At 50.5% G+C, this 26,490-nt stretch carries 20 protein-coding genes, 1 tRNA gene and 1 pseudogene; 14 read left to right on the top strand and 8 right to left on the bottom strand.

Annotated elements, in window-relative coordinates; genetic code table 11:
* Positions 1–28: 28 nt before the first annotated feature.
* From C5S61_RS23730 to C5S61_RS23710, 5 genes and pseudogenes are all read left to right on the top strand, one after another.
* On the top strand, positions 29–1,000 hold the full coding sequence (locus C5S61_RS23730) for an A/G-specific adenine glycosylase (RefSeq protein ID WP_110519573.1): 972 nt from the start codon (positions 29–31) through the stop codon (positions 998–1,000).
* Positions 1,001–2,027: 1,027 nt separating this feature from the next.
* Positions 2,028–2,447, top strand: coding sequence for a MarR family winged helix-turn-helix transcriptional regulator (locus tag C5S61_RS23725; RefSeq protein WP_164689753.1), 420 nt, complete (start codon positions 2,028–2,030; stop codon positions 2,445–2,447).
* A 101-nt stretch (positions 2,448–2,548) separates the two neighbouring features.
* Complete coding sequence (locus C5S61_RS23720; protein ID WP_110519569.1) at positions 2,549–4,963, top strand: 3-hydroxyacyl-CoA dehydrogenase/enoyl-CoA hydratase family protein; 2,415 nt, start codon at positions 2,549–2,551, stop codon at positions 4,961–4,963.
* Positions 4,964–5,133: 170 nt separating this feature from the next.
* Positions 5,134–5,597: pseudogene (locus C5S61_RS27630) on the top strand (four helix bundle protein).
* Positions 5,590–6,768, top strand: a complete 1,179-nt coding sequence (locus C5S61_RS23710; protein WP_110519567.1) for an acetyl-CoA C-acyltransferase — start codon at positions 5,590–5,592, stop codon at positions 6,766–6,768. Before C5S61_RS27630 ends, C5S61_RS23710 begins: the two are co-directional and overlap by 8 nt.
* A gap of 176 nt (positions 6,769–6,944) precedes the next feature.
* On the opposite strand, the gene C5S61_RS23705 is transcribed toward C5S61_RS23710, so the two are convergent.
* Positions 6,945–7,913 (bottom strand): C45 family autoproteolytic acyltransferase/hydrolase, encoded by a 969-nt coding sequence (locus C5S61_RS23705; protein ID WP_164689752.1) that lies wholly within the window; start codon positions 7,911–7,913, stop codon positions 6,945–6,947.
* A gap of 171 nt (positions 7,914–8,084) precedes the next feature.
* Here C5S61_RS23705 and C5S61_RS23700 point away from each other — a divergent pair, with 171 nt between their 5' ends.
* Together C5S61_RS23700 and C5S61_RS23695 are read left to right on the top strand one after the other, a co-directional pair.
* Positions 8,085–9,245, top strand: a complete 1,161-nt coding sequence (locus tag C5S61_RS23700; RefSeq protein ID WP_110519563.1) for an acyl-CoA dehydrogenase family protein — start codon at positions 8,085–8,087, stop codon at positions 9,243–9,245.
* Positions 9,246–9,328: 83 nt separating this feature from the next.
* Entirely contained in the window at positions 9,329–9,754 is a 426-nt protein-coding gene (locus C5S61_RS23695) for a hypothetical protein (protein WP_110519561.1), read from the top strand.
* 175 nt (positions 9,755–9,929) lie between these two features.
* Here C5S61_RS23695 and cobS read toward each other — a convergent pair whose 3' ends face one another.
* Both cobS and topA read right to left on the bottom strand, forming a co-directional pair.
* Positions 9,930–10,682, bottom strand: coding sequence for an adenosylcobinamide-GDP ribazoletransferase (gene cobS / locus C5S61_RS23690; RefSeq protein WP_164689751.1), 753 nt, complete (start codon positions 10,680–10,682; stop codon positions 9,930–9,932).
* 70 nt (positions 10,683–10,752) lie between these two features.
* Entirely contained in the window at positions 10,753–13,134 is a 2,382-nt protein-coding gene (gene topA, locus C5S61_RS23685) for a type I DNA topoisomerase (protein ID WP_110519559.1), read from the bottom strand.
* Positions 13,135–13,683: 549 nt separating this feature from the next.
* On the opposite strand from topA, the gene C5S61_RS23680 reads away from it, so the two are divergent.
* From C5S61_RS23680 to C5S61_RS23665, 4 genes are all read left to right on the top strand, one after another.
* The gene (locus C5S61_RS23680) at positions 13,684–15,759 is read left to right on the top strand and encodes a DUF8754 domain-containing protein (RefSeq protein WP_110519557.1); all 2,076 of its coding nucleotides are present in this window, start codon (positions 13,684–13,686) and stop codon (positions 15,757–15,759) included.
* A gap of 118 nt (positions 15,760–15,877) precedes the next feature.
* The gene (locus C5S61_RS23675; RefSeq protein WP_110519555.1) at positions 15,878–16,297 is read left to right on the top strand and encodes a zinc ribbon domain-containing protein; all 420 of its coding nucleotides are present in this window, start codon (positions 15,878–15,880) and stop codon (positions 16,295–16,297) included.
* A gap of 116 nt (positions 16,298–16,413) precedes the next feature.
* Entirely contained in the window at positions 16,414–16,716 is a 303-nt protein-coding gene (locus tag C5S61_RS23670) for a hypothetical protein (RefSeq protein WP_110519553.1), read from the top strand.
* Between the two features lie 61 nt (positions 16,717–16,777).
* Positions 16,778–17,155 (top strand): PH domain-containing protein, encoded by a 378-nt coding sequence (locus C5S61_RS23665; protein WP_110519552.1) that lies wholly within the window; start codon positions 16,778–16,780, stop codon positions 17,153–17,155.
* 47 nt (positions 17,156–17,202) lie between these two features.
* Here the strand turns inward: C5S61_RS23665 and C5S61_RS23660 are convergent, their stop codons facing one another.
* Positions 17,203–18,954, bottom strand: a complete 1,752-nt coding sequence (locus C5S61_RS23660; RefSeq protein ID WP_164689750.1) for a PA domain-containing protein — start codon at positions 18,952–18,954, stop codon at positions 17,203–17,205.
* A gap of 23 nt (positions 18,955–18,977) precedes the next feature.
* Complete coding sequence (locus C5S61_RS23655) at positions 18,978–19,811, bottom strand: alpha/beta fold hydrolase (protein WP_164689749.1); 834 nt, start codon at positions 19,809–19,811, stop codon at positions 18,978–18,980.
* A gap of 153 nt (positions 19,812–19,964) precedes the next feature.
* On the opposite strand from C5S61_RS23655, the gene C5S61_RS23650 reads away from it, so the two are divergent.
* Both C5S61_RS23650 and C5S61_RS23645 read left to right on the top strand, forming a co-directional pair.
* On the top strand, positions 19,965–20,645 hold the full coding sequence (locus C5S61_RS23650; RefSeq protein WP_110519546.1) for a hypothetical protein: 681 nt from the start codon (positions 19,965–19,967) through the stop codon (positions 20,643–20,645).
* A gap of 124 nt (positions 20,646–20,769) precedes the next feature.
* Complete coding sequence (locus C5S61_RS23645) at positions 20,770–21,129, top strand: single-stranded DNA-binding protein (protein ID WP_110519544.1); 360 nt, start codon at positions 20,770–20,772, stop codon at positions 21,127–21,129.
* Between the two features lie 47 nt (positions 21,130–21,176).
* On the opposite strand, the gene C5S61_RS23640 is transcribed toward C5S61_RS23645, so the two are convergent.
* Positions 21,177–21,251 (bottom strand) — tRNA-Thr (locus C5S61_RS23640).
* Between the two features lie 220 nt (positions 21,252–21,471).
* Between C5S61_RS23640 and C5S61_RS23635 the strand changes: the two genes are divergently transcribed.
* A complete protein-coding gene (locus C5S61_RS23635; RefSeq protein ID WP_110519542.1) occupies positions 21,472–21,687 on the top strand; it encodes a KTSC domain-containing protein in 216 nt (71 codons plus the stop codon).
* 64 nt (positions 21,688–21,751) lie between these two features.
* Here the strand turns inward: C5S61_RS23635 and C5S61_RS23630 are convergent, their stop codons facing one another.
* Entirely contained in the window at positions 21,752–25,318 is a 3,567-nt protein-coding gene (locus tag C5S61_RS23630) for an ATP-binding protein (RefSeq protein ID WP_110519539.1), read from the bottom strand.
* A gap of 11 nt (positions 25,319–25,329) precedes the next feature.
* Complete coding sequence (locus C5S61_RS23625) at positions 25,330–26,283, bottom strand: hypothetical protein (RefSeq protein WP_124033499.1); 954 nt, start codon at positions 26,281–26,283, stop codon at positions 25,330–25,332.
* Positions 26,284–26,490 lie beyond the last annotated feature (207 nt).

The raw sequence follows: 26,490 nt of genomic DNA, 5'->3' as shown, positions 1-26,490 counted from the left end.
GCTAGAACATTTTAGAACAGAAAGAGCTATGAACGAGACAAGCGCATTGCAAACTGACCTGTTGGCGTGGTTTCAGGCCAATGGCCGCGATTTACCCTGGCGACGCACCCGCAACCCCTACTATATTTTGGTGTCGGAAACCATGCTGCAACAAACCCAAGTTGATCGGGTGATTCCCAAATACGAGGCTTTTTTGGCGTTGTTTCCTACCGTCGAAGCATTGGCTAGCGCCTCAACTGCCGATGTCATTCGTTCGTGGCAAGGCTTGGGCTACAATCGGCGGGCGGTTAATTTGCAACGTGCCGCCCAAGCGATTGTTGCTGCTGGCTATCCCGCCGATCCTGCTGGCTTTCCCGATACGCCCGAAGGCTTGCGCAATTTGCCAGGCATCGGCGCGTATACCTCGGGAGCGGTGGCATGTTTTGCCTTCGAGCGTGATGTAGCATTTCTCGATACCAATATTCGGCGCGTGGTGCGGCGCTTGTTAGTTGGCCCCGAAGATGCGCCGCCAGCAACCAATGAACAAACCCTGATCGAGTATGCCCAACAACTGATTCCACCAGGCCAAGGTTGGGCTTGGAACCAAGCAATTATGGAGTTGGGAGCCTTGATTTGCACCGCAGCCAAGCCCCAATGTTGGCGCTGCCCGCTTAATCAGCATTGTCGAGCGTATGCGATTTGGCGCGAAGCCAATACCCAGCTTGATATGTGGCAACCACCAGTGATCAAACCCCGCAAAAAGGCTGCCGAGCAACCATTTCATAGCTCGAATCGCTATTTTCGCGGGCGAATTATTGATGCATTGCGGGCGCTTGAAGCGCAACAAAGCCTCGATTTGGCAAGCTTGGGGCCGCAAGTCAAACCAGATTGGCTGGGCAACGAGGCTGATCTAACCTGGCTTGCCAAGCTGGTGAGTGGGCTAGCCCAAGATGGTTTGTTGATTTGGCAACAACAGCCGGAGCAGGATTTGGCTGGCTGGAGTGTGCGGTTGCCAGCCTAAGCAGGTGAAGGAGTCGCTACGATACGTTGCGAAAGTATTTCATTGATTATGCCGAAGCAGCAGTATCCTATATCCATAAACAAACGAGGCCACGTGAAGCATCATCACTGCTGGACACAATCGTCAGAGCAATTCTGCTCAACGAAGATGCTACGCTTCACAGCCTAGTTTCAACAAAGCCCTTCATACGAAGGCAGGCAGCAATCAAATATCGCCGTTGGCACGATTCATGTCGTGGGTAATGCTAGGCCATTGCAACCACCTGAATCGCCAACAAAGTTCGAGGGTTAGCCGTCGCAATGCCTGAACCGAGTATCTACCAGCGCTCAACTGGTTCGCAAACCTGAAGCTGGGCTTACTCATTCGGTTGACACAAGAACTTGATATTTGCAGCACTGTTGCTACCAAACTTGGTAGCGTGTTGAGCTAGGATTCTCTGATTGCCGGTCTGCGGCCAAGGCCCTCCTTTCCACGATCGCTATCGTGGTGCTATTGGCCAACATAATGCCGGATGTTCTGGCCTTGATCTGTGACTGTTGCCGTGACTTGGCACCCCATGGATTGGCGCAAATTCCACCGCGCCTCCTGCTAAGCCAGCAACGGTGTAGACACCTCCTTCCGCCGCACCTTTGCCCAGCGTCCCCCTCGCTGGGCAAAGGATTTTTAGTTGGCTAAAATTCTCATCGCAAGCAGCCACTTCGTAGCAAAATTCTCAATCTTGACAAAGCATAACGCACTGCGTATAGTTAGTTTGTGTACGGACTATTTGTACACGAGAGATTGAAGAACATAGCGCAAAGAACATAGAACATAGGAATTTGGGGATCGGTTGTTGGGGTAGGATTGAAGAGCATAGAGCAAAGAACATAGAACATAGGGAGAAATTGGATAGGAGAGGTGAAGTTCAACCATAAAGAACGCAAAGGTTCACGAAATAGAGTATGAGAATTGAACTGATTCTAGCCAACTATTATGTTCTATGCTCTATGTTCTATGTTCTTTATCATCACTACAAGGACGTAGCATTGTGGAAGCGCACTATCATTTGTGTTTTCAAGTTGGGCGTGTAGCCCGCCAATTGATCAGCCACTACAATCGGGTGTTGGCTCCCTTGGGGCTGACCACCGCCCAATACTTCGTTCTCGTAGCCATGAAGCCCGATGAAGCTCCAACCATGGGCGAACTTTCCAGCCGCACGTATCTCGATAATTCAACCCTAACGCCAATCATCGACCGCCTTGAGCGCGATGGCTGGCTCGAACGCATGCCCGACCCCAATGATCGGCGCACAACTCGCATCCTCTTAACCAGCAGTGGTTTAGAGCGTTTGCCCGATGCCCGCCAACGTGGCGATGCGGTCGAAAATGCTATGCGCCAGCAATTGGGCGATCCGTTGGTCGATTTGTTGACCGATGGCTTGCGCCAAGTTGCCCGCATCGAACTTTAATCGTTTTTCCAAGCTGTAATCAGCCACTAGCGCTGCAAAACCTCGCTGATTCCAGTTGATCGTTTATTAAATCGCTTCCAACCAGAAAGAAAGGTGGTTCAATGACGTACCGCATTCAACGGGCAGTGGTAATTGGCTCAGGCACTATGGGCGGTGGCATCGCCGCCCATCTGGCCAATGCTGGCGTTCGCACCGTGTTGTTGGATATTGTGCCAAGCACGCTAACGCCTGAGGAAGAGGCCAAAGGGCTTTCGTTGCAAACCAAAGCTGTGCGCAATCGCGTTGTGCAAACAGGCTGGGATCGGGTGGTCAAGAGCAGCCCCGCCGCGCTAATGAATAAAAAAGCTGGCGAGTTGGTGCAGCTTGGCAATCTCGAAGATGATTTTGCGGTGATCAGCGAAGCCGATTGGGTGATTGAAGTTATCGTTGAGAAACTCGAACCCAAGCAGCAACTCATGGCCCGAATCGATGAAATTCGCAAAGCTAACAGCATTATTTCATCAAACACCAGCGGGATTCCGATTCACAAAATTGCTGAAGGCCGCTCGGACGATTTCAAAAAGCACTTCCTTGGCACTCACTTCTTCAACCCACCACGCTACCTGAAATTGCTCGAAGTGATTCCAACTCCAGATACCGATCCAGCGATTATTGACTATATTCGCAGTTTTGGCCAAGAACGCTTGGGCAAAGGCGTGGTTATCGCCAAAGATACACCAAACTTTATCGCCAACCGCATCGGCACCTTCGGCGGCGCATATGCCATGAAATATATCGTCGATAACGACTACACGATTGAAGAAGTCGATGCCCTAACTGGCACGCTGATCGGCAATCCCAAATCGGGAACCTTCCGGCTTGGCGATTTGGTCGGGATCGATGTGATGGTTGGGGTTGCCCACAACCTCTACAATCTCGTGCCAAACGATGAATCACGCGATGCGTTGCTGGCTCCGGCTCCAGTTCAAGGCTTGATGGAACGCGGCTGGCTCGGCCAAAAATCTGGCCAAGGCTTCTACAAAACCGTCAAAGGTGCCAATGGCAAGGAATTTTGGGTGCTCGATTGGGAAACTGGCGAGCATCGCGCCCCGCGTGAAGTCGATTTGCCGATCATCAAGCAAGCAAAAAAACAGGGCAATTTGGCTGCACGCTTGCGCTTCTTGGTCAACCAAAGCCAAGATCGTGGCGGTAAGTTGATTGCCGACACCTTGCTGCCATCATTGGCCTACGCCGCCCGCCGCGTGCCAGAAATTAGCGACCATCTCTACGATGTCGATAATGCTTTGCGCTGGGGCTTTGCCAAAGAGATGGGACCATTTGAAATGTGGGATGCCATTGGCCTCGCCGATGGCGTGAAGCTAATGCAAGAACGCGATATTCAGGTGGCCGATTGGGTGCTGGCGTTGCTTGAAAAAGGCCATACGTCGTTCTATCAAACGGTCGATGGCGCTAAACAAGCCTACAGTCCCGTCACTGGCGAATACGAAGCCGTGCCAAGCTCCGAGCTAAAAATCGACCTTGATGAATTGCGCACCACTGGCAAAGAAGTTGCAAGCAACGATTCGGCCAGCTTAATCGATTTGGGCGATGGCGTACTGTGCTTTGAATTCCATTCCAAGATGAACGCGCTGGATAGCGAAATCACTGAAATGGGTTTCAAAGCCTTAGAATTGCTCAAAGACGATCGCTGGACAGGTATGGTTGTTGGCAACCAAGGCTCAGATTTCTGCATCGGGGCCAACATCTTTATGCTGATGATGGCTGCTCAAAACGATCAATTTGATCAGCTTGAGCAAATGTTGAAAACCTCGCACGACCTGATGCAAGGCATGCGCTTCTCGCCCAAGCCAATTGTGACTGCGCCTTTCGGGCGGGTGCTTGGTGGTGGCGCTGAAGTTTCGATGCACGGCTCGCGCATGTGTATCGCCGCCGAAACCTACATGGGCTTGGTCGAAGTTGGGGTTGGCTTGATTCCTGGGGCTGGCGGGGTCAAAGAATTTGTGCGCCGCGTCATCTCTCCTGCAATCAAATTGGCTCCTGAAAGCGATCCAACGCCCTATCTGCAACGAGTATTCGAGCAAATTGGCATGGCCAAAGTTGGCACCAGCGCCTTCGAGGCTCGCGATCAAGGCTTTGTCACCGAAGCTGATCGGATTGTTATGAACAGCGATGAGTTGCTGGGCCGCGCCAAGCAATTCGTGCTCGATTTGGCAGCTGCTGGCTTTACCCCACCAGCCCGCGAAAAGCTCTATGCCGCTGGCCGCGATGGCTTGGCTGCAATGCGGGTCGGCGTATGGATGATGCAACAAGGCGGCTATATTTCCGAATACGATGCCTTTATTGGCAACAAACTAGCCTATGCTATCGCTGGCGGCGACCTCAGCAGCCCCCAATGGGTTGATGAAGAGCATTTCTTGGCGATGGAACGCGAAGTGTTCTTGGCACTTTGCCACGAACCAAAAACTATGGAACGCATCATGTTTATGTTGCAAAACAACAAGCCGTTGCGAAATTAGTAAAGACTGGGGGCTGGTTGTTGGGGGCGGGGGCTGGTAGATTAACATTCTAGTAAAGCCCAACCCGTTGCGATTCGAGAATTGGGATTTGGCTGTTGGGTGGCAGGGTTCGAATGCGCGCTAGATTCATTGTACTTTCAAGCGACAAGCGATTTGGATTGAGGTGCTGAATGGCAATCCGCAGTTTCAAAGATTTGGAAGTTTGGCAAAAAGCAATGGATCTAGCAGCAAATGTCTATGCTGTGACTCAAACAATGCCGCCCGAAGAGCGATTTGGACTAACCAATCAAGTACGTCGAGCAGTAACATCAATTCCGGCTAATATTGCCGAAGGCCACGGTCGGCTCTATCAAGCCGAATCCATTCGATTTTATCAATTGCCCGTGGCTCGCTGATGGAAGTTGAAACTCATATTCTGCTTGCAGAACGTTTGAGATTTCTTCAATCGGATCAAATAACTGAAACTAAAGGATTAATCGGTCAAGTGGGACGTTTAATCAATGGCTTGTTACGCTCGCTTCGAGCAAATCAAGCCACTGGTCGGATCAGTGAAACTGGTATTGATTACCAATCCGATCCCCAGTCCCCAACACCCGATCCCCATATCCACAAAGGAGTATTCAACGATGAATGAAGCTGTGATTGTTGCTGGTGCGCGAACCGCCGTCGGCAAATCCAAGCGCGGGATGTTTCGCAATAGTCGGCCTGATGATTTGGCAGCAGCAGCGATTAAAGCTGTGGTTGAACAAGCTCCCGGCCTAGACCCGCGCGAAATCGAAGATTTGATTTTGGGTTGTGCTATGCCTGAGGGCGAGCAAGGCCTGAATATTGCGCGGATTGCCGCTTTACGTGCTGGCTTGCCAATTGATGTACCAGCCCAAACCGTCAATCGCTTTTGTGCTTCGGGCTTGCAAACCATTGCCCTCGGCGCAGAACGCATTATGGCAGGCGGCGCTGATGTGATCATCGCTGGCGGCGCTGAATCGATGAGCATGGTGCCAATGTCGGGCAACAAATTTGCCCCCAACCCATGGATGGCCGAGCACTATCCAGAGATTTACATCAACATGGGCCTGACCGCTGAAAACGTCGCCCGTAAATTCAACATCAGCCGCGAAGATGCAGATGCTTTTTCGTATCGCTCGCACATGAAAGCGATCGATGCGATTCAAGCAGGCCGCTTTGCTGATGAAATTGTGCCTGTTGATGTTGAGTTTGCCGAAGCTGAAGCCGGCGGCACGATCAAGCGCAGCAATGCGACGGTTAAGGTCGATGAAGGCCCACGCCGCGACACCAGCTTGGAAGGCTTAGCCAAATTGCGGCCTGTATTCCATGTCAAAGGCACGGTAACCGCTGGCAATTCATCGCAAACCAGCGATGGTGCCGCAGCAGTGCTGTTGATGAATCGCCAAAAAGCCGATGAACTTGGCCTCAAACCCTTGGCTCGCTTTATTGGCTTTGCAGTTGGCGGCGTTGGCCCAGAAGTTATGGGCATCGGCCCAGTCGTGGCAATTCCGAAGGTTTTGAAAAAGACCGGCTTGAATCTGAGCGACATCGATTTGATCGAATTGAACGAAGCCTTTGGTGCACAAGCCTTGGCCGTGATTCGTGAGCTTGGCATCGACGAAAGCAAAACCAACGTTAATGGTGGCGCAATTGCCTTGGGCCACCCACTCGGCTGTACCGGCGCAAAACTGACCGTTCAAATCATCAACGAATTGCGTCGCCGCAATGGCCGCTATGGCATGGTAACGATGTGTGTTGGTGGCGGCATGGGCGCTGCGGGCATTTTCGAGTTGTTGTAGGAATTGAAACCACGAAGAACACGAAGAGCACTAAGCACGATTAACCAAAGCTTCGTGAAACTTCATGTCCTTCGTGGTTAAACAAGCCTAAAACTCCAAATTGAAACCACCAAGAGCACGAAGAACAATAAACCAAAGCTTCGTGAAACTTCGTGTCCTTCGTGGTTAAAACAAGCCTAAAACTCCAGCTCTCGATAGCCGACTTGGCAGGGTGCGCCAAAACTATAGGCCACTCGTTGCTGAGTTAGTTCATACAAACCAGACCAAAGCGTGCTCGAAAACTCTTTATGGCAACAAACCGGAGTTTGGTGATCACTCATGGCTTGGGCGGTTTGCAGCCAAGGATCGCCCTGCTCATGGCCGACAGCAGCACATAAAAAAGCTTCACGCGCCTTGGAATCACTCAACGGACGGCGGCCTTGCAATGGGATCAATTCTGGGTGATTGAAGTGGTTGGTGGTTGCCAGCAGCGTATCCGATTCTAAAACGCCAATTGGCTGGCCAGGATAGCACTCTAAACGCGCAAAATGACCATGGCGATCAGCAACAGTATAGTTAAAGGATGAAAGCTGGGGTAATTCGCGAAACAAGCTAATTACTTCGGCGGTGCTGGTACATAAATCTAAGGCCAAACGCGGCAGCAGATGAAACGGCACACCTGGTTGCAAATGCTCTTGCCGCTCGGCCATAATTTTATGCAAACCCACAAACAAGCCATGTTCGTTGATGCCATCGTAGCGACCGCCAACCAAGCCGCCGTTCATGCCAATATGCTTATAGCCGTAGCTGCTACTGGTGGCGAGCAAATCGCGGGTTGGCATATTGATATAAAAATCGTAGTTGCGCCCAACGAATACTTGGCCGCTGGAATGTTGCCAAGCCACTGCTGAACAGGCTTGAGGCAAGGCCGCAGCCCGCAAAAACAAACTGCGTTCTGCTGGTGCATCAAAGGCAGCAGCAAACGTCGCCAATTCATCCCACAAGGCCGAATGGGTATGCCGAATAATCGCCGCACATTCAGCCAAAAAGGCCAAATCATGCTCCCACGAGCTTGAGCGAAACGGCGATGTAACCCGTTGCAGCATACTCGCCAAATAGCACCCAATCTCGCTTGGCGAGCCAATTAATTGCAGAAAACGATACATAGCAAGTATGAAGGATGAATTATGAAGGATGAATCGATCTTGGACATATAGATAGTTTAGCATGAAATTGATGAATTATCGGATACCATTCATCCCTCATCTTTCATACTTCATCAGTTTCTTCATCCTTCATCCCTCATAATTCATTCTTAATTTTAGGAGGTTTCCCCAATGGAACTCAACGAAGAGCTACGCATGTTGCGTGAAACCGTTCGCGATTTCGCCGTCAAGGAAATTAAGCCGATCGCTCGCGAGGTAGACGAAGCAGAGCGCGTGCCATTCGAAACGATTCGCAAAGCAGGCAGTTTGGGCTTGCTTGGCATTCCCTTTCCCGAGGAATTCGGCGGCGCTGACGCAGGGATCGTCGGTTATTGTATTTTGCAAGAAGAAATTAACCGCTATTGCGCCTCAACTGGCACGATTATCGGCGCACATGCTCAGTTGTGTGGGATGTCGATTTTCCTTTCGGGCAACGATGAGCAAAAATCACGCTACCTTAGCAAGCTCAACGAAGGCAAATTATTGGGCGCTTGGGCGCTGACCGAGCCAAATGCAGGCTCCGACGCTGCTAGCATTACTACCACCGCAACCCAAGATGGCGACGATTGGGTCATCAACGGCGGCAAAATGTGGATCACCAATGGCTCGTTTGCCGATGTGATTGTCGTGTTTGCTTCGACCAATCGCGAGCGCGGCGCACGTGGCGGCATCACGGCATTTATCGTCGAAAAAGATTTTGCAGGCTTCAAAGTTGGCAAAGTTGAGGAAAAAATGGGCTTACGCGCTTCGCATACGGCCTCGATTTTCTTTGAAAATTGCCGCGTACCAGCCAAAAACGTGCTTGGCGAAGTTGGCGCAGGCTTCGGCGTAGCCATGAAAACCCTCGATATTGGGCGCTGTGGCTTGGGTGCAAGCGCGCTTGGCTCGGCCAAAGAAGCCTACGATTTGGCCTTGCACTATAGCGTTGAACGCCAACAATTTGGCCGCCCAATCGCCGATTTCCAAGCAATTCAGATTAAGCTGGCTGAAATGCGAACCAAAATCTATGCGATGGAGCAAATGGTGTATCACTGCGCAGCATTGGTTGATGCCAAAAAACCAGCCACGCTTGAATCATCAATGGTCAAGTTGTTCTGCACCGAGGCAGCTTCGCAAATTATTGACGAAGCGATTCAAATTTACGGCGGCATGGGCTTTAGCCGCGAAGTACCGCTCGAACGTATGTATCGCGATGCGCGGGTCACACGGATTTTTGAAGGCACCAACGAAATTCAAAAATATGTGATTGCTAGCGAAGAACTTAAAAAACTGGGCCATAAAATCAAGATGTAGTAACCCAGTTGGTTGCTCGTAACGCTACAATGCCACCATGAATTGAATCATGGTGGCATTTGTTTAACCATAGAGGAGCAGGAATGCGTCGAAGTTGGCAGTTGGGATGCTTGTTGGCGCTTGGTTTATTGGCGAGTTGTGGCGAGACAACTGCCGTGAGTTTTGCTGATGCCTGCCAAGCAAGCAATAGCGGCAAACGCATCAAAACGGAAGGCTATTTGGCGGTTAATTCGTCTATCTTTTGCTCGAATATCAGCAGCAGCCACGTTCAATGTGGGTTGGAGTTTGTGGCTGAACCGAGCCAAAACGAGGGTTTTACAGCAGATATTAACGAAGGCACTGGCAAAAATCAGATTTTAGTGCCAGAAGATTACACCAAAGAGACCATTGTTGTTCACGATGCAACGGGAGCGGTCGTCAAGCTCGGCGAAAAAGTACAGCTTGAAGGCAATATGTTGATTGGCGAGGCTTGTCTGATCAAGGTTGACACCATCACCAGCATCCCATAAGCAGCGAACCATAGCTCAAATTAGCCAAATCTCTCAATCGTAGCTTGAAAAGTTATGGTTTTTTGAGTTTGCTGCAACATTTGCTAACAAAGTCCGTAGATATATCCGAGCAGAAGCGGGTTCAGCAATGAATTCTCGCACTTACCCGCGCCACGGTTTTTGGCGCGGTAGTATTTTAAAGCACGTGATGATTAACTAAGGCTGCAACCACGGCCAAAACCAGCATTTCGGCAATTTCGCAGAGCGCGCCATAAGTATCACCAGTGAGGCCGCCAAGCGAGCGCACCATCCAGCGGGCAATAATGATTGTTGCCACAATCACCACGCCAAAAATCAAGCCAGCCCACCACCAGAGCAAGCCCGCAGCAACCAAACCAGCCCAAATCGTCGCCCACCAAAAATCGCTACGCCGCGTATGATCGTGGAATGTACGCCCAAGCCCACCTTCAGCAGCAGGCGGAAACCAAAAAATGCCAATAATATCGACCCAACGGCCAAGCGTTGGCGCAACAATCAATGCCCGCCAAGCAAGATCGCCACAGCCAAGTGCAAATAGCCATTTCAGCAACAAGATGCTAATTAACGCAATTGCTCCCATCGTGCCAATGCGGCTATCTTTCATAATTTCGAGCTTGCGCTCACGCGAACGCCAGCTAAACAGCGCATCAGCACTATCAGCAATGCCATCTAAATGCAAAGCGCTGGTAATTGCGCCCCAAGTTAAAATTGCAGCCAAACTGCCAGTTGTCGCGCCCCACAGCCAAGTTGCACCAAACCATGTCGCCGCCACCAAGCCACCAATCAGCGTGCCCGCCAAGGGAAAAGCCACCATCGAACGCACAAGCGCTTGTTCGCTCATGGCTGGTTTGCCGGGCACAGGCAAGATGGTAAGAAAGCGCAAGGCTTCGGCAAGATGCTTGAGCACCATGATCTCCTTGGTTAAACAGCAACGCAAGGCTTTATCGAACAACGATAAAACCCTGCGTCAAACAAAAAGCTTAGGCTACTTCTTCCGAAACGGCAACTGGCAGCGCATTGCTGGCATAGGTGCAATCGGGGTAGCGGGTGCACGAATAGAAAGTGCGGCCACCACGAGCACGCTTGGCAACCACTTTGCCCTCGCCACATTGCGGGCAGGTTGGCGCATCGTTGGGCGTTAGGCGCACAATCGAACGACATGTGGGGTAGCCGGTACACGACAAGAATGGCCCGAATTTGCCCTCTTTTTGGACCATTGGGCGGCCACATTTGGGGCATTTTTCTTCGGTTGGCTTGGGCGGCGGAATCACCACAAAATCTTTGCCTTGAGCGCGAACTTTGCGAATGCCTTTGCAGGTTGGGTAGTTGTTGCAGGCCAAGAACGGGCCAAAACGGCCTTTTTTGAGGCTCATCGGGTTGCCACATTCTGGACAGGTAGTGTTGCCGAAGATTTCGGGCTGTGTGGCAATGTGAATCCCACCTTCGCCATCACGCTCCAAATCACCAGTCCAACTACATTCGGGGTAGTGCGAACAAGCCAAGAATTCGCCATTGCGGCCCCATTTGATCACCAAATGATTGCTACATTGAGGACATGGCAGCTCGGTTTTGATTTCTTCGCGCTTGACATTGCGCATCTCGGTTTCGGCAGCGTGCAAGCGCACTGCAAACGGATCGTAGAATTCGCGCAGCACAGGCACCCAACGGCGCTGGCCTTCAGCAATATCATCAAGCCGCTGTTCCATATCCGAAGTAAAGTTGTAATCGACAATATCTTTGAAGTGCTCGACCAGCAAATCGGTGACCACGCGGCCCAAGGTGGTTGGCAGCAATTTCTTTTCAACCAACTCAACATACTCGCGAGCAACAATCGTCGAAATCGTTGGTGCGTAGGTTGATGGGCGGCCAATGCCTTCGCTTTCCATCTGCTTGACCAAGGTTGCCTCGGTGTAGCGCGGTGGTGGCGTGGTAAAGTGTTGCTCGCCAAATAAATCGTGCAAATCGAGGGCTTGGCCTTCGTTGAGTTGCGGCAACAAGGCCTCTTTGTCTTCGTCCTCGTCACCTTCATCAAGGCTCACGTTATAGACCGCCAAAAAGCCATTGAATTTGAGCACCGAGCCAGTTGCACGAAAAGTAAACGGCGCGCCAGTAGCGGTTTTGATGCCAACCCCAGCGCCAATATCAATGCTTGTACTATCAAAAATTGCCGCAGCCATTTGCGAAGCCATAAAGCGCTTCCAGATCAAATCGTATAAGCGCAGCTCATCGCGGCCAATCGTGGCTTTTAATTGATCAGGGCGACGCATCACGCTGGTTGGGCGAATTGCTTCGTGAGCTTCTTGCGCCCCTTTGGCCTTAGTTTTGTAGATATTGGGTTTGGCTGGCGCATATTCCTTGCCATACAGCTCGGTGATTAGGCTGCGAGCCTCATTTTGCGCATCGACCGCAACGTTGGTCGAGTCGGTACGCATATAAGTAATCAAACCAACTGTGCCATCCTTGCCGCCAACATCAACCCCTTCATAGAGCTTTTGAGCCACTTGCATGGTGCGTTTGGAGCTAAAACCAAGCTTGCGGCTGGCCTCTTGTTGCAAGGTACTGGTGATAAATGGCGGCGAAGGCGAGCGGCGTTTATCTTTGCGCGTAATCGCCCCGACAATATAATTTGCGCCTTCCAAGGCATTCAACACAGCATCAGCATCGTCTTTGCTGGGAATTGCAAATTTATCGAGCTTTTTGCCATTGCGGGCATGGAGAATTGCGCGAAAAATATCGTTTTTGGCCAGCTTTTTCAAGCCAGTTGGCGATAAATCGGCTTCGATCGTCCAATATTCTTTGGGTTCGAAGCTTTCGATTTCGCGTTCGCGCTCGACGACCATGCGCACGGCAACCGATTGAACGCGACCAGCCGAAAGCCCGCGGCGCACTTTCGCCCACAAAATCGGTGAAATTTTGTAGCCGACTAAGCGGTCGAGCACGCGCCGAGCTTGTTGGGCATCGACCAAGTTAGCATCAATTTCGCGTGGATTACGAATTGCGCTTTGAATCGCATCCTTGGTAATTTCATTAAAGGTAATCCGATAGACTGGTTTGCGTTTGCCAATATTGGCTGCTTGCAAAATATGCCAAGCAATTGCTTCGCCTTCGCGGTCGTGGTCAGTTGCGAGGTAAATTGCAGTAGCCGCTTTGATTTCGCGCTTTAAGTCGGCAATGAGCTTATCTTTGCCCGCGCTAATTTCATAGACCGGGGTAAAATCATTGTCAATATCAATGCCAATTTTACTCTTGGGCAAATCGCGCACATGGCCCATGCTCGCGGTGACGCGATAGCCAGCGCCCAGATATTTTTGAATCGTTTTTGCTTTAGCTGGCGACTCAACAATCACCAATTTAATATCCATAGGGTTTTCCTTAAAAGTTCACACTGTGCCACCAACCGACGCATTCGAAACGCGGCGAATCAGTTCAAAGTTGACGTGTACTGGAGCAGCGTCGCTTAGGTGGCCTCGTTGAGGCACGAGCGGGAATTCGTGCGGCGTGAAGTACAGTGCCACAACTATCCACTTCTGTCAATATAGCGCAGAGCGAAAGTATGAAGGATGAGGGATGAGGGATGAAGGATGAAAGCCAATAGCCAAAAGCCAAAAGCCATGAAATTTTGAGCCACAGATTGGCACAGATTTTCAGGATTAGGTTTATGCTGCCCGATAGCCAATAGCCCAAAGCCCGATCCCCGATCCCCAGCCCTTGATCCCTACAACTTAATTTCTGCCTTTTGACTTTTGCTTTCTGACTTCTGATTTGTGACTTTTCCCCTTGCATTGCCTTGGCAAGCAATAATCGGCTATAATCCATCTATAAACATTGCTGTACTTCGCTATGCTCACTCCCTAATCTCAAGCGCGATAGATCCAACCTCCGATTCGCTAGGCTTGCAATGAGGATTCACTATGAAAGAAGTAGTCTGTATCACGCTCGGTCGTTCGCGGCGTGACTTTAGCTTTACAACAACGCTGTTGGGCGAAGAAATACGGGTGCGCCGCATTGGAGCCGATGGCGATGTCGAACGGGTCAAGCAGTTGATTCGCGAACACGATGGCAAGGTCGATGCAATTGCGCTTGGCGGGGTGATTGCTGATTTTCGGGTTGGCAAGGCCAGCTATCAACACAACCAAGCCTATACCATCGTCAATCAAGCTCGCACCACACCAACCGCCGACGGCGTACTCCTCAAATCGACCCTCGAACGCTGGACGGTTGCCCAAGCAGTTGCCCGCGAACCAGGCCGTTTCAATTATCGGCGGGTTTTGGTTTTTTCGGGCATCGAACGCTATTCGTTGGCCGAATCGCTGAGCAACCATAACGTCGATTTGCGCTTTGCCGACCCCAAGGTGCATTATGGCTTGCCGTTTACCCTCAGCTCGCTAAGCCAATTGGAGCGCTACGCCAAATTTGCCATGCCCGATTTGGCCAAAAAGCCCTATCGGCGGATTCACCCAATTGGCAAGGGCGCAACCCACGATAGCCGGCTTGAAAAAGATTGCGCTTGGGCCGATGTGTTGGCTGGCGATTTTGCCTTCATTCGGCGCTACGCCCCCCAAGATTTGCGTGGCCGCACGATTTTGACCGACGATCCCTCGCCTGCTGAGATTGAAGATTTGCGCCAACGCGGAGCGCATACCTTAATTACGCTTACGCCAAAAATTAGCGAAGAGCATCCGTTTGTTTCAGCAGATGTACTTGAGGCCATGATTTTGGCGGTGACGGGCAAGCGCGAGCTTGATGAAGCCACCGTTTTGCAAATTACTGCCGATGCCAATTGGGAGCCGCACATTCAGCGCCTCACCAACGACGAAGAATTAGAAAAATTTGCCTTTGTGATTCACCCACTTTCGACCAAATTTATCTATAAAGATCCGCGCTTCAAAGTGCTCAAATATGTGCCGCAACGCTTGGTCGAACGCGCTATGGCTCATTTGCCACCAATGTATCTTTCGAAAATGAAGGGCATCAAATCGACTGGCACTGGCAAAGAGATTGAGGGCATTTTGCTGACCTTGGGCGCTACGCCACGCGAATTAATGCGCCGCCCGACTGCATTTACCTATCGCCGCTTGATCAAAGCAGCGCGCATGGCCGAACGCATGGGTGCAAAGCTGATGGGCTTGGGCGCGTTTACCTCGGTAGTTGGCGATGCGGGCATCACAGTGGCCCAAAAATCCGATATTGGCATTACCTCGGGCAACTCGCTGACCGTTGCCGCAACCCTCGAAGCTGCGAAACAAGCAGTCATTCTGATGGGCGGGCGGGTTGATCAAGGTACTGCTGTGGTGATTGGGGCAACTGGCTCGATTGGCGCGGTTTGTTCGCGCTTGCTGGCTCAAGCCATTGGCGATGTGGTACTGATTGCGCCACGGCCTGAGCGCTTGATCGCCTTGAAAAAGCAAATTGAGGCCGAAACGCCCAATGCCAAAGTGACAATTGCCACCAAGGCTGATGATTATGTTGGCAGCGCCGACTTAATTGTTACCACCACAACCGCCCTCAACACCAAAATTGTCGATATTGAACGCCTAAAACCAGGTGCGGTGGTCTGTGATGTGGCTCGCCCACCAGACATCAAAGAAGATGATGCTGCCAAACGCCCAGATGTTTTGGTGATCGAATCGGGCGAAATTACCTTGCCCGGCGAGGTCGATTTTGGCTTTGATATTGGCTTGCCAGCAGGCACAGCCTATGCCTGCCTTTCTGAGACAGCACTCTTGGCGCTTGATGGTAAGTTCGACGATTATACCCTTGGCCGCAACATCGAAATGGATCGGGTCAAGGAAATGTATCGTTTATTCAAAAAGCATGGTCTGAAATTAGCTGGTTTGCGCACCTTCGACGAGTATGTCACGCCCGAAATGGTTGCCGAAAAACGCCGCTTGGCCGATCAGCGGCGCAGAGATTTGGGCTTGCCAGTAACCACCGAGGCCGAAACCCTGACCAGTGAAATGCCACTCGAAGTTGGTGGCAGCAGATAATGACCGTCAACGGCGTAAGCATTGAGCTTGCGCCGTTATTTTTGCGCATTGCAACACTCGCTTGCTGGCAGCGTATGGTTTTTGCTCGAAACAAGCATCTACTAGCGAGAGATTGATCATGCAAGCATGTACCTATTGTGGCAACGATGTACCCGACGATTGGGAAGAGTGTAAAACTTGTGGCTGGCTGCGCGATGGTTCCTTGGCACTGCCGCTTGAGCCTGCCAAATGCCCGTATTGTGGCGATGAAGTACCAGAAGATTGGGAAGAATGCCCAAGTTGTGGCTGGCTGCGCGATGGCTCGCTGAGCATTGCTCCGCCAGAACCGCCACCGCCAAGCGTGCGCCAATTGGTTTGCCTGCGCTGTCAGGCTCAAATGACATTTTTGGGCTTCAAACAATTTCGCGAAAGCTCGAATTCAATGGATATTTTGCAAGGTCGGTTTGGCTCGTTTCGCCACGATTTTCAAATTTTAGAATTACACGGCTGTGGCTATTGTGGCTACGCAGAATTGGCCTTGCCGCATATTGGTAGTTAATTACGAATTAGCAACCGCAAAGAACGCGAAGGCGATCCATCGTAGTGAAAAAGCCATCTTTTAATAATACCAAAGAGCGATTCACAAGAATTTAATTGCGTTGAAGGGAGTTGAGAATGCAACATTGTAGTTATTGTGGTGCTGATGTCGCCGACGATTGGCAAGAATGCGCAACCTGTGGCTGGCTGCGCGATGGCTCGTTGGCCTTAGCAAGCCCAATTGGCGAGCGCCAAGTCGCTTGTTTGCGCTGCGATACGGCGCTCGAATTTCGCGGCGTAAAGTATTTCCACGAAGGTCTATCCTTAGCTGGAGCCTTGGTTGGCGCAGTTGGCAACTTCACTAAGCGCGAACGGCTGGAAATGTATGTTTGCCCGAATTGCGGTAGCTGCGAATTATTCGAGCCTGAGCTAGGCCGCTAACGCAACAATCGCCAGCTTGCGGCGTATAAACCCATAGCGAACCACAACAGGAGGAACTACTATGGGCTTATTTGATGGATTAATGGGCAATGCTTCGGAAGTCGATCCGCAAGTAGCGCAACGCGATTTTGCCCAACTGCTGGCGTGGGGCGAACAAGTTCAACGAGCCTATCAACTCATTCGGGATTTCTTTATTTTTACCGATAAACGCTTGATTTTGGTCGATAAACAGGGTATTACTGGCAATAAGGTCGAATATCATTCGATTCCTTATCGCAGTATCACCCACTTTAGCATCGAAACCGCTGGCCATTTTGATCTCGATGCTGAGTTGAAAATTTGGATTTCGGGCAATCCTGTACCGATTCAAAAACAATTCAACAGCCGCATTAATATTTATCAATTGCAAGCTGTTCTAGCAGCTTTCGTTGCTCGTTAAATCAAAAGCTGCTGGCATAAACATTCATGCCAGCAGCTTTTGTTAATTTATTCGGCGTGAAACTCCAAAATATAGAGGCCATAACTAAAATCGCTAACATAGACATAGTGATCACGCACTTGCACACCCCACAGATTGACACTCGGCGAGTTGCCGTTTGGCCAAGCGGCAACCTCTTTTGGCTGGCTGGGGTCGCTAATGTCGAGCATGCGCAAGCCATCGCGATACCACGAAGCATACAGATATTGGCCCTGCACCTCGGAGTTATGCACGGTTGGATTGGTAGCGCGCTTCGCATCGATTGAATTTGGCGTGTTATAACGGCCAATTTCCACGGGCTTGCTCGGATCGCTGAGATCAAAGAATTGAATTGCCCCGCCACCATCAAAATACTGTTCGATTGTGGCCTTGGCCTCAGGCTGGCTCAACAAAGCCGCAGCGGTTGTGCTGCTCAGCAAATACATCGGCAAATTAAACTCAGTGACCAGATCAATATCATCACCAAATGCTAACTCCTGATAAGGCTTGTTGGCGTAGAGCAACAGCCCTGCTGCCTTGCCATTTTGGGCCACGATAAACTTACGCTCAATCGAACAACCAGCCATGTCGACTAACACAAAGCGGCCAGCAAAATCTGGATATTCAGCCTTGGGATCGCATGCTTGCTCAAGCGCCACAACTTCAGCACTCAATGGTGCAGCAAGCTTTTCGCTAAAAGGCAATTTACGGGCATAAGCTGGCTCAGCAAGGGCTGGGTGGCTAATTTTCACCTGGGCATTGCTAAAATCTTCGTTATTCAAGGCCAAAAATTGCCCATCATTCCAATCGACAACCGAGTGCGCATCGCCCTCAGCAAGCGCTGGATAGGGCGTTTGGCCAAGGTAGATTGGTTGCGCTGGGTCTTGAATATCCAAGATAATCACGCCTGCATCCCAATACGAGAGATAGGCGCGTTGGCTATTGCTGCTGGCTCGCACGCTATGCAAAAAGATTCCAGAAAAATTACCACGCGTCAGGTCGGCATAATCGAGCATTTGCCAATCAGGCTTTTGATCAATGCCCCAGCGGCTGAGCTTGGTTGGTTTGCTCGGCGTGCTCAGATCAACAATCCACAATTCTGCCCGATGCTCAGCCATAGGGGTTGAGCCAAACAAGTTGTTGGTTGGGGCAGCAAGCAAAGCCAAGGCTTGGCCGCTTGAGTTGACGGTCAGATCAAGCTCATGCACGCCGAGGGTGGTTGCAAAACGAGCCAATTCGACAGGCTTGCTTGGATCGGTAATATCTAAAATTTGAATGCCTGGCTTGGTTTCGCTGCTACACGGCTGCATTCCCACAATTGCAATATCCTGCTCGCCAATCCGTGCCACATCCATATCTTCGAGCGACACATTTTTGACGACCGGCGAATAGCCAGCAACTTCCGGCTGGCGGGGATCGCTCACATCAATCAGGGTGATGCGATTTTCAACTTGGCAGGAGCCTGGCTGCATGCCCAACAAAATCAAATCGTTGTAAAGAGTAAGATCGGCGTGGCGACCTTCGATTGGTGGCTTGAGCCGCAAACCACCAACTTGCTCAAAGTGGGGGCCGCTGATCCTTGGCGTTGCTGTGGCAGCCGGACGCGGCGTTTTGGTTGGGTTTTGATTTGCAGCATCTTTATCGCTGCGGGTTTGCACCGCAGTTGGCTTATCTGCAAGCTCAGTTGGCGTAGCAGGAGTGGCATTTTGGCTGGCGCAGGCGCTGATTAAGCTTAGGCAGATTGCCAAACTAAAACAGCGCGTTAAACGTTGAAATAACATTCGTTCTCCTCTCAGCATAATGGTTATGCGTGGGTTGCTCGTTGTTGGTGCATAAATTGATAAATTGTGCGAATGAATTTAACTGGTTCCTCGAACGGTGGGCAATGGCCGCTGCGTTCGAAATGAATCAAGGTTGATTGGGGCAAGTGTTCATGCAAATATTCGCCAACTTTGCCTGGGTAAAGCCAGCTTTGCGCGCCATAGCACAACAAAATTGGCACATCCATCGTTGCCAACAAATCGCGATAATCACGATCGGCCATATCTTCGGCCAAAGGCAAAAGCGCCTTGGGATCGTAGTTGCGGCGATAGGGCGAGGTAAACCACGTAGCAAAGCGCAACAGCGAACGATTAGGATGCACAACACCCATCGCAAAGCGGCGCAACACGCGGCGTTGTTGGCTTTCAAATAGCTGGCGCATACTGGTGATATGGTCGGCAGTATAGGCCCCAAACAAACCCATGGTCCATTCTGTGCTGGTTTGCATACACGGGGTTTGATCGACTAAGACAATACTTTTGAGGTTATCGACCCCAAATTGGCGCACATATTCAAAGGTCGTCAAACCGCCCATCGACCAACCAACGATCGTTGGTTTTTCAAGCTTGAGGTGCTCGATTAATTGCTGTAAATCTTGAGCCAAGCGCGCAATTGTCAGCGAGCCTTGGCCTGGAGTACGCCCATGGCCCCGCAGGTCGATCGCGATACAGCGATACCAACGGCGGAGCGCTGTGGTAATGCCAACCCAGTGTGAGCCAGCACTTGTCCAGCCATGAATAAAGATAATTGCTGGCTTTTGGCCGCCAGTGTCGGTGTAAAAAATCGGGTTTTGATCATCGGCTAAAAAGCTTGACATAGCATCCTCCATAGTTTAGGGGTGTTTCGCGGCCAGCAAGATCGATTTGTGACGTTATTTGACACAACTGTCAGCTATACTCATCTCAAAACCAAGCGGGTCGTGATAGTAAACGCTGGGATGAGTATTAACGATTGAACTGGAGTACAAACGATGGAACAGGAAGCTTTAGTAACCCGCACCTACCGCGCTGCAATTCGCTCTGGAGATGATTATATAACGATTGAAGAAACAATTGCACTCCCTCCAACGGCTGATGATGCAGCAATCAGTCAAGCTGTCGAAACCGGCTGGCGCATCTTTCGCGCCCAACAAGCAGCGGTTGAGGCCCAAATTAATGCCTTGCGTGATGCTCACCCGGCGATCAATACGCCACGCATCGCCGACCCCGATTCGCCTGCAAGCGAAAAACAACGCTCGTACTTAGATTATTTGATCAACGCGTTGGCAATTAACGATGGCCAGATGCAAGCAACCTTGCAAGAACACAATGCAAGCTATGAAACCCTGACCAAAGGCCAAGCTTCGGAAATTATCGATGGCTTGAAGCAGCAATTAGATCAAAAGCCAGCAACCGGCCAAACGAGCGCTGCGGCTCCGGTTGCTACCAGACCAAGTGCCAGTAGCACAAGCAACATGCTCGAATCGACGGCAAGCGAGCCACCTGCTAGCACGCGCCAATTGGCAGCGCTGCAACGAGTTGCCGGTCAGCAAGGCGTTGATCTGAACGCTGAAATTCGCCAACGCTTCGGCGCGCAACAGCTCGATGATCTTTCGGTCAACGAAGCAGGCGCACTGTTGCAAGAACTGCAACAACGCAGCTTGCGCCGCTAAAAGTCCTAGAGCTGGCTAGCCCATGTGCAAGCAAAACCAATGACTATTGGCTAGCCAAAAATTCGCAATCTTCGTCTCTAACTATGGGCAACTGAGTAAGTACACTAAACCAGAGGAGTTTCAAATGAACGTTAAAGGAACCGTAAATCGAGTTGAACTGATCGGCTGGCTTGGCGGCGAACCAACCCAACGCTTTTTGCCATCGGGGGTTGGGGTCTGCGATTTCAACGTAGCGACCAAGCGCTTTGGCAGCAAAGACGAACAAGGCGAGCAAACGTTCGACACCGAATGGACCACGATCGAAGCTTGGAATGGGCTTGGCGATATTTGCCAAGATCGCTTGCACAAAGGCAGCCGAGTCCGCGTCGTTGGCAGCCTCCACACCCGCTCGTGGGAAGACAAAGACAGTGGTCAGCGCCGCTCCAAAACCGTCGTCCGTGCCGATGAAGTTTTGTTTCTCGATAGCTACGGCAACGACGAGTAGCCTAAAAAACCAAAGCCCTCAGCAAATTTGCTGAGGGCTTTGATGTTTGGAGCCGCATGTCGGACTTGAACCGACGACCTACCACTTACAAGGCGGTTGCTCTACCACTGAGCTAATGCGGCTTAACGCGAATTATTATACGCATGAATCGTGGTTTGGTCAAGACACCATAAAAGAACATAGAACATAGAGCATAGAGCATATGGTTTTAGGATACTAAAGATCTTTATGGATCTCTGCAAACTAGCCCCTGCTAACTGGCACCTCGACCCTTGATATAGTAGCCAAACTGGGAGAAAATTTATACAATGAGCCAACTATCATGCTTAACGGAGGCAGTGTATGAAACGAACTCCCGTTGATTCATCAAATTTGGCTTCGGTTGGCTATGACGCAACAAACCAGACCTTAGAAATTGAATTTCAAAACCGCTCAATCTATCAATATTCCAATGTTCCTGAATCGGTCTATCGTGAGTTGATGCAGGCAGATTCTCACGGGACGTACTTCAACCAAAATATCAAAGGCGCATATCTCTATCATAAAGTTTCGCGCTAAACCAAAACAGGGCTAGCAAATTAATGCCAGCCCTGCCTTGATTTTGAGTGGCTATTTGAATAGCCTAGACATCCAAGTTTTTCACGTCGGCGGCGTGGGTTTGGATAAAGCGTTTGCGCGGCAAGACGATTTCACCCATCAACATTGAGAAGGTTTCATCGGCAGCCAGCGCATCTTCAATCGTCACCTGCAAAATCATGCGATTGCCCGGGTTGAGCGTCGTGTCCCACAATTGGTCGGGGTTCATTTCGCCAAGCCCTTTAAAGCGCTGAACAATGACTTTGGTGCCAGCTGGCAATGAACGAATATATTCATCGCGGGTTGCTTCATCGTAGACATATTTGTAGGCCTTGCCATGTTGCACACGGAACAATGGTGGTTGGGCAACATACAAGTGGCCATTGGTGATCAAATCGCGCATATGGCGGAAGAAGAAGGTCAACAACAAGGTGCGGATGTGACTTCCATCCACGTCAGCATCGGTATTGTGGGCATACAAACCACCAGTGCCACACAAGAAGTTTTCGTCTTCTTCGACCGAGAAGTCATAGACAAACTCACCAGTTGGGGCTAGTTCTTCAACCGCTAAGACTTCTAAGCCAACCATATCATCGCTAATTGGCGTGAATGCTTGGGCTTTGGTCGTTGGTTTAGCCAAATGCGCTTCGACCTTGGCAGCCAGATGATGGCGTTGCCAAACGCTACGCAATTGCTCTAGCTGTTGCTTGCCGCTGATGGCAATGTTGTAGTAGTCGTGCACGGTTTGAATTGGTGCATCAGTTGGCAAGTTGGGCTTGATATTGCTCACGCCAGCAAAAATGCCAAGTTGACCAAACAAATAGAGTAAGCCATCTTTGAGTTCAGGCGAGTTGGTTGTCATGCTAATGGTGCTATCGCAGAGCGTGCCATCACCAAGGAAATAGCCTTCGAGATAGCTGCGTTGTAAATCGCTGCTCAAGCTGAAGAGCATATCGGGCACTTGTTTTTGATGAGCAACAGCACCCAAGCCCAAAGCACGAATCAAGCGGGCGGCCAAAACGCTATGGAAATAACATTTGATCCCACCATTATCGGGCGATTGATAGAAACGTGGCGTTTCACCAAAAAGCTGCTCAATGGTCGTTTTTAGCTCAGCGAAGAAGGCTGCATCTTTTTGGCCTAACGACAAACTAACTTGATGTTTGCTCAAGGAACCTTCGGCGGTAAACCAGCCCAAGAACCACAGCAATTCTGGCGTGATTGCCAACATGCGTGGGAAAGCTCGATCATCGTGGGCTTGCGGTACAAGTTCAACATCACGATCAAGCAAATCAAGCTCATCGTTGTTGAAGCTATTAAAAGCCTTGTAATTGCTGACTTCACGCCAGCGTGCGTTGGCACTGCTATCATCTTGCAGCAACAAACGCTCTAATTTTGAAGGCACAAGTTCATAGCTAATTGGTTCTTCCCAGCCAATCGTTGCCAAGTAGTTATCGAATTGCGATTGAATAGGTCGCAGCATGCCACGTTCCCATTGGCTAATCGTAATTGCTTGCTTAACTCCAAGCCGTTGAGCGACGGCTTTTTGGCTTAAACCATTGGCTTGGCGATATTCAACCAATCGTTCCCACGCAGCAGTATGCAAGCTGATGCGGGCTTCATTCCATTGTTCAGGCTGCGAAACATTGTTCAGCACGCGCTGAGCAGCAATTGTCCGCACACTTTCACCACGCAGATAGAGATTATCAATCAAGCCTGCTTCAGCAAACAGCTTGATCAGGTCAATTTCGCGAGGTTGGATTGCTGGCCGTGGAATCCGACGGCTGGCAACCAATTGATCACCAAGTTTGATCTGATCGCCTTTTTTCAAGACTGGCTGGCCATTTTCAAGCACAAACACACTATGCGAGGCGGTTACTTTGACTGAACGGCCATAGCGCGTGCTGAGTTTGTACATTGGCTCGTGGTTAGCATGACGCATGACTGCTTTGAGTGGGCGGAAGCGCGCAACATTGCGTTTTTGGTCGAAGCTAATTACTTCGTACTCGCTTGCTTGGCGTTGGCCAGCAATACATTGATCGATAAATTCGCCAATGCGTACAAACTCAGTATGGCCTTGACCATTGCGAATCAAGGTTGGTTCATCGCCAGCAACGCTCATAATCAAAATACGATGGTAGCGCAAGCGCGAAATATCGAATGTTTCGCCGATGCCTGTGCCAAGTGCGGTGATTAATGCACGAACTTCGTTATTGGCAAGCATTTTATCCAAACGTGATTTTTCGACGTTCAGAATTTTACCGCGCAAGGGCAAAATTGCTTGGAAACGACGATCGCGACCTTGCTTCGCGCTTCCACCTGCACTATCGCCTTCGACGATGAAGATTTCGCAGTGAGCTGGCTCTTTATCCGAACAGTCGGCGAGCTTGCCGGGCAAGGCAAAGCCTTCGAGTGCGCCTTTGCGTTGCACCAAATCACGGGCCTTGCGAGCTGCATCACGCGCACGCGAAGCCAAAAGCGATTTTTCGATGATCCGGCGGGCTTCGTTGGGATTTTCATCTAAAAAGCCCGACAGAGCTTCATTCAGCACCGTTTCGACTGCGGTTTTGGCTTCTGGCGTGGCCAACTTCGATTTGGTTTGGCTCTCGAATTGTGGGCGGAACAGTTTGATGCTGATAATTGCGGTCAAACCTTCGCGCACATCTTCGCCAGAGAGCGCATCGCCTTCTTTGAGCAAGCCTTTGCTGCGGCCATAGGCATTGATCGTGCGGGTTAGGGCTGCGCGATAGCCAGTAACGTGCGTACCACCATCGGGATTAGCAATGTTATTGGTAAAGGCCAAAAGATTTTCATTGAAATCGCCAGTGTATTGCATGGCAATTTCCACATTAACATTTTCATGGGGTTTTTCAACATAGAACGGTTGCGCGAGCAATGGGCCTTTTTCGCGGGTCAGATGACGCACGAACGAGACAATGCCCCCATCGAAATAGTAGGTTACTTCGCGATCGTTGTTATAATCGACCAGTTTGAAGCGCAAGCTCTTGTTGAGATAAGCCATATCGCGCAAACGGTTGGCCAAGGTGCGATAGTTAAATTCGACGGTGGTAAATAATTGGGCATCTGGTTTGAAGATAATCGTCGTGCCAGTACCATCGGCATCGCCAACCTGATGGACTGGAGCTTGGGGCATGCCTAAGCGAAAATCTTGGGCCCACAATTTACCATCGCGTTTAACTTCGGCGCGCAAGAATTCGGAAACGGCGTTAACTGCCGAAACCCCGACCCCGTGCAAACCACCTGAGACTTTATAGCCTTGCGAGCCTTTGAATTTACCGCCAGCGTGCAGCTCGGTCAGCACAATTTCGAGCGCTGAACGACCTTCGACGGGGTGAATATCGGTAGGAATCCCGCGCCCATTATCGACGACAGCAATGGAACCGTCAGTGCGCATTTCGACGATAATTGTATCGCAGTAGCCAGCTAACGCCTCGTCCACCGAGTTATCGACAACTTCATAGACCAAGTGATGCAAGGCCGATGTGTCTTGGCCACCGAGATACATCCCCATGTTTTCGCGTACTGCTTCCAAGCCGCGCAACATTTGAATCTGAGCGGCATCGTATGTACTCTGATTAGGATTTGTCGCCATCGAATCGAACCTCACTTTTGTGTTAGGGCAACAGGAAAACGGTGGGCAAGTGAGCCAACACGTTCGTTATAAAAGACTAATTTGGCTGCTTGTAAACTACAGCTGAGCAACCCAAACAGGGCACTTGCTGCAAGAATGCTGATCATGTTGGTGGCCAGTGGCCGTAGCAAAAAGGCCGTCCCATGAATCAACACCCCGCTAGCGATAATTAGCGGGAGGGCTTCGCGTGGTTGTTGACGCACCAAGTTGTAGCTCTGATAGAGCGCAATCAAGGCTGATTGTTGACCAAGCATAATTGCTGCTGGCGCAAGGCTGGCATAGACCCAGAGGGCAATTAGCACAAGGCCAAAAGCGGCAAGCACTAATTGCGCCCCAAAAGCGCTGGCAGAGAGCAAAAAGCTTGCTGTAACAAAGGCAGGGATGCCAAATAACAAGCCTAAGCCAACAATAATCAGGCTGAGTTTGGCCAAATTCCAGAGCTGTTTGGGCAGGGCAGCCCATGCAGGCTTCGCCTGATCAAGATTACGCCCCAGCCAGAACAAAACGATTGCGCTGAAGCCAAGCCCAAGCACATTCAACCCAAGCACCAAGAGCAAGGTCAACCAGCCATTGAACAGCCATGGTGCGCCACTATACAGCGAGGGCGTGCCAGCGCCGCTAAACAAACTTGGCACAAGGTAGGTTCCGACTGCGCTCGAACGCAAATCGATAGTTTGCAACAGCTCGTTGGCCTGCGACCAAAGTTGTTGGCCTTGAGCGCGGCTAAATCGATTGACCACGCTGCTCATGGTGGCAAGCCATCGATTAGGCGCTAAAGCTGGCATTAACGTGAGCCATAGGTCAAGCAAAATGGGCATTAAAATAACCCAAGGTGCGCGACGAACGATGCGAAATCCTTGGCTTAGACGTTCCGGAAGATTACGCCGTTGTGGCTCTTGGGCTTGTGGTTGTAAACGTCTATTCATGGCTTTATTATACCACAAAAGCCCTATTCTAACATAATATTTTAGCACATAATTGCTATATCAAGAACATAGAGCATAGAGCATAGAACATAGAATCGAGGGCTAGTGTTTAGCCACAGATTGCAAAGATTATTTTTGATTATGTTCTGCCAGCCCAACGCCAACAGCCGATAGCCATCATTGCTCTGCGCCGCTGCGTTAAACCTA

Source organism: Herpetosiphon llansteffanensis, assembly GCF_003205875.1.
Lineage (GTDB): Bacteria > Chloroflexota > Chloroflexia > Chloroflexales > Herpetosiphonaceae > Herpetosiphon > Herpetosiphon llansteffanensis.
This window is presented reverse-complemented; position numbering and strand designations above follow the sequence as displayed.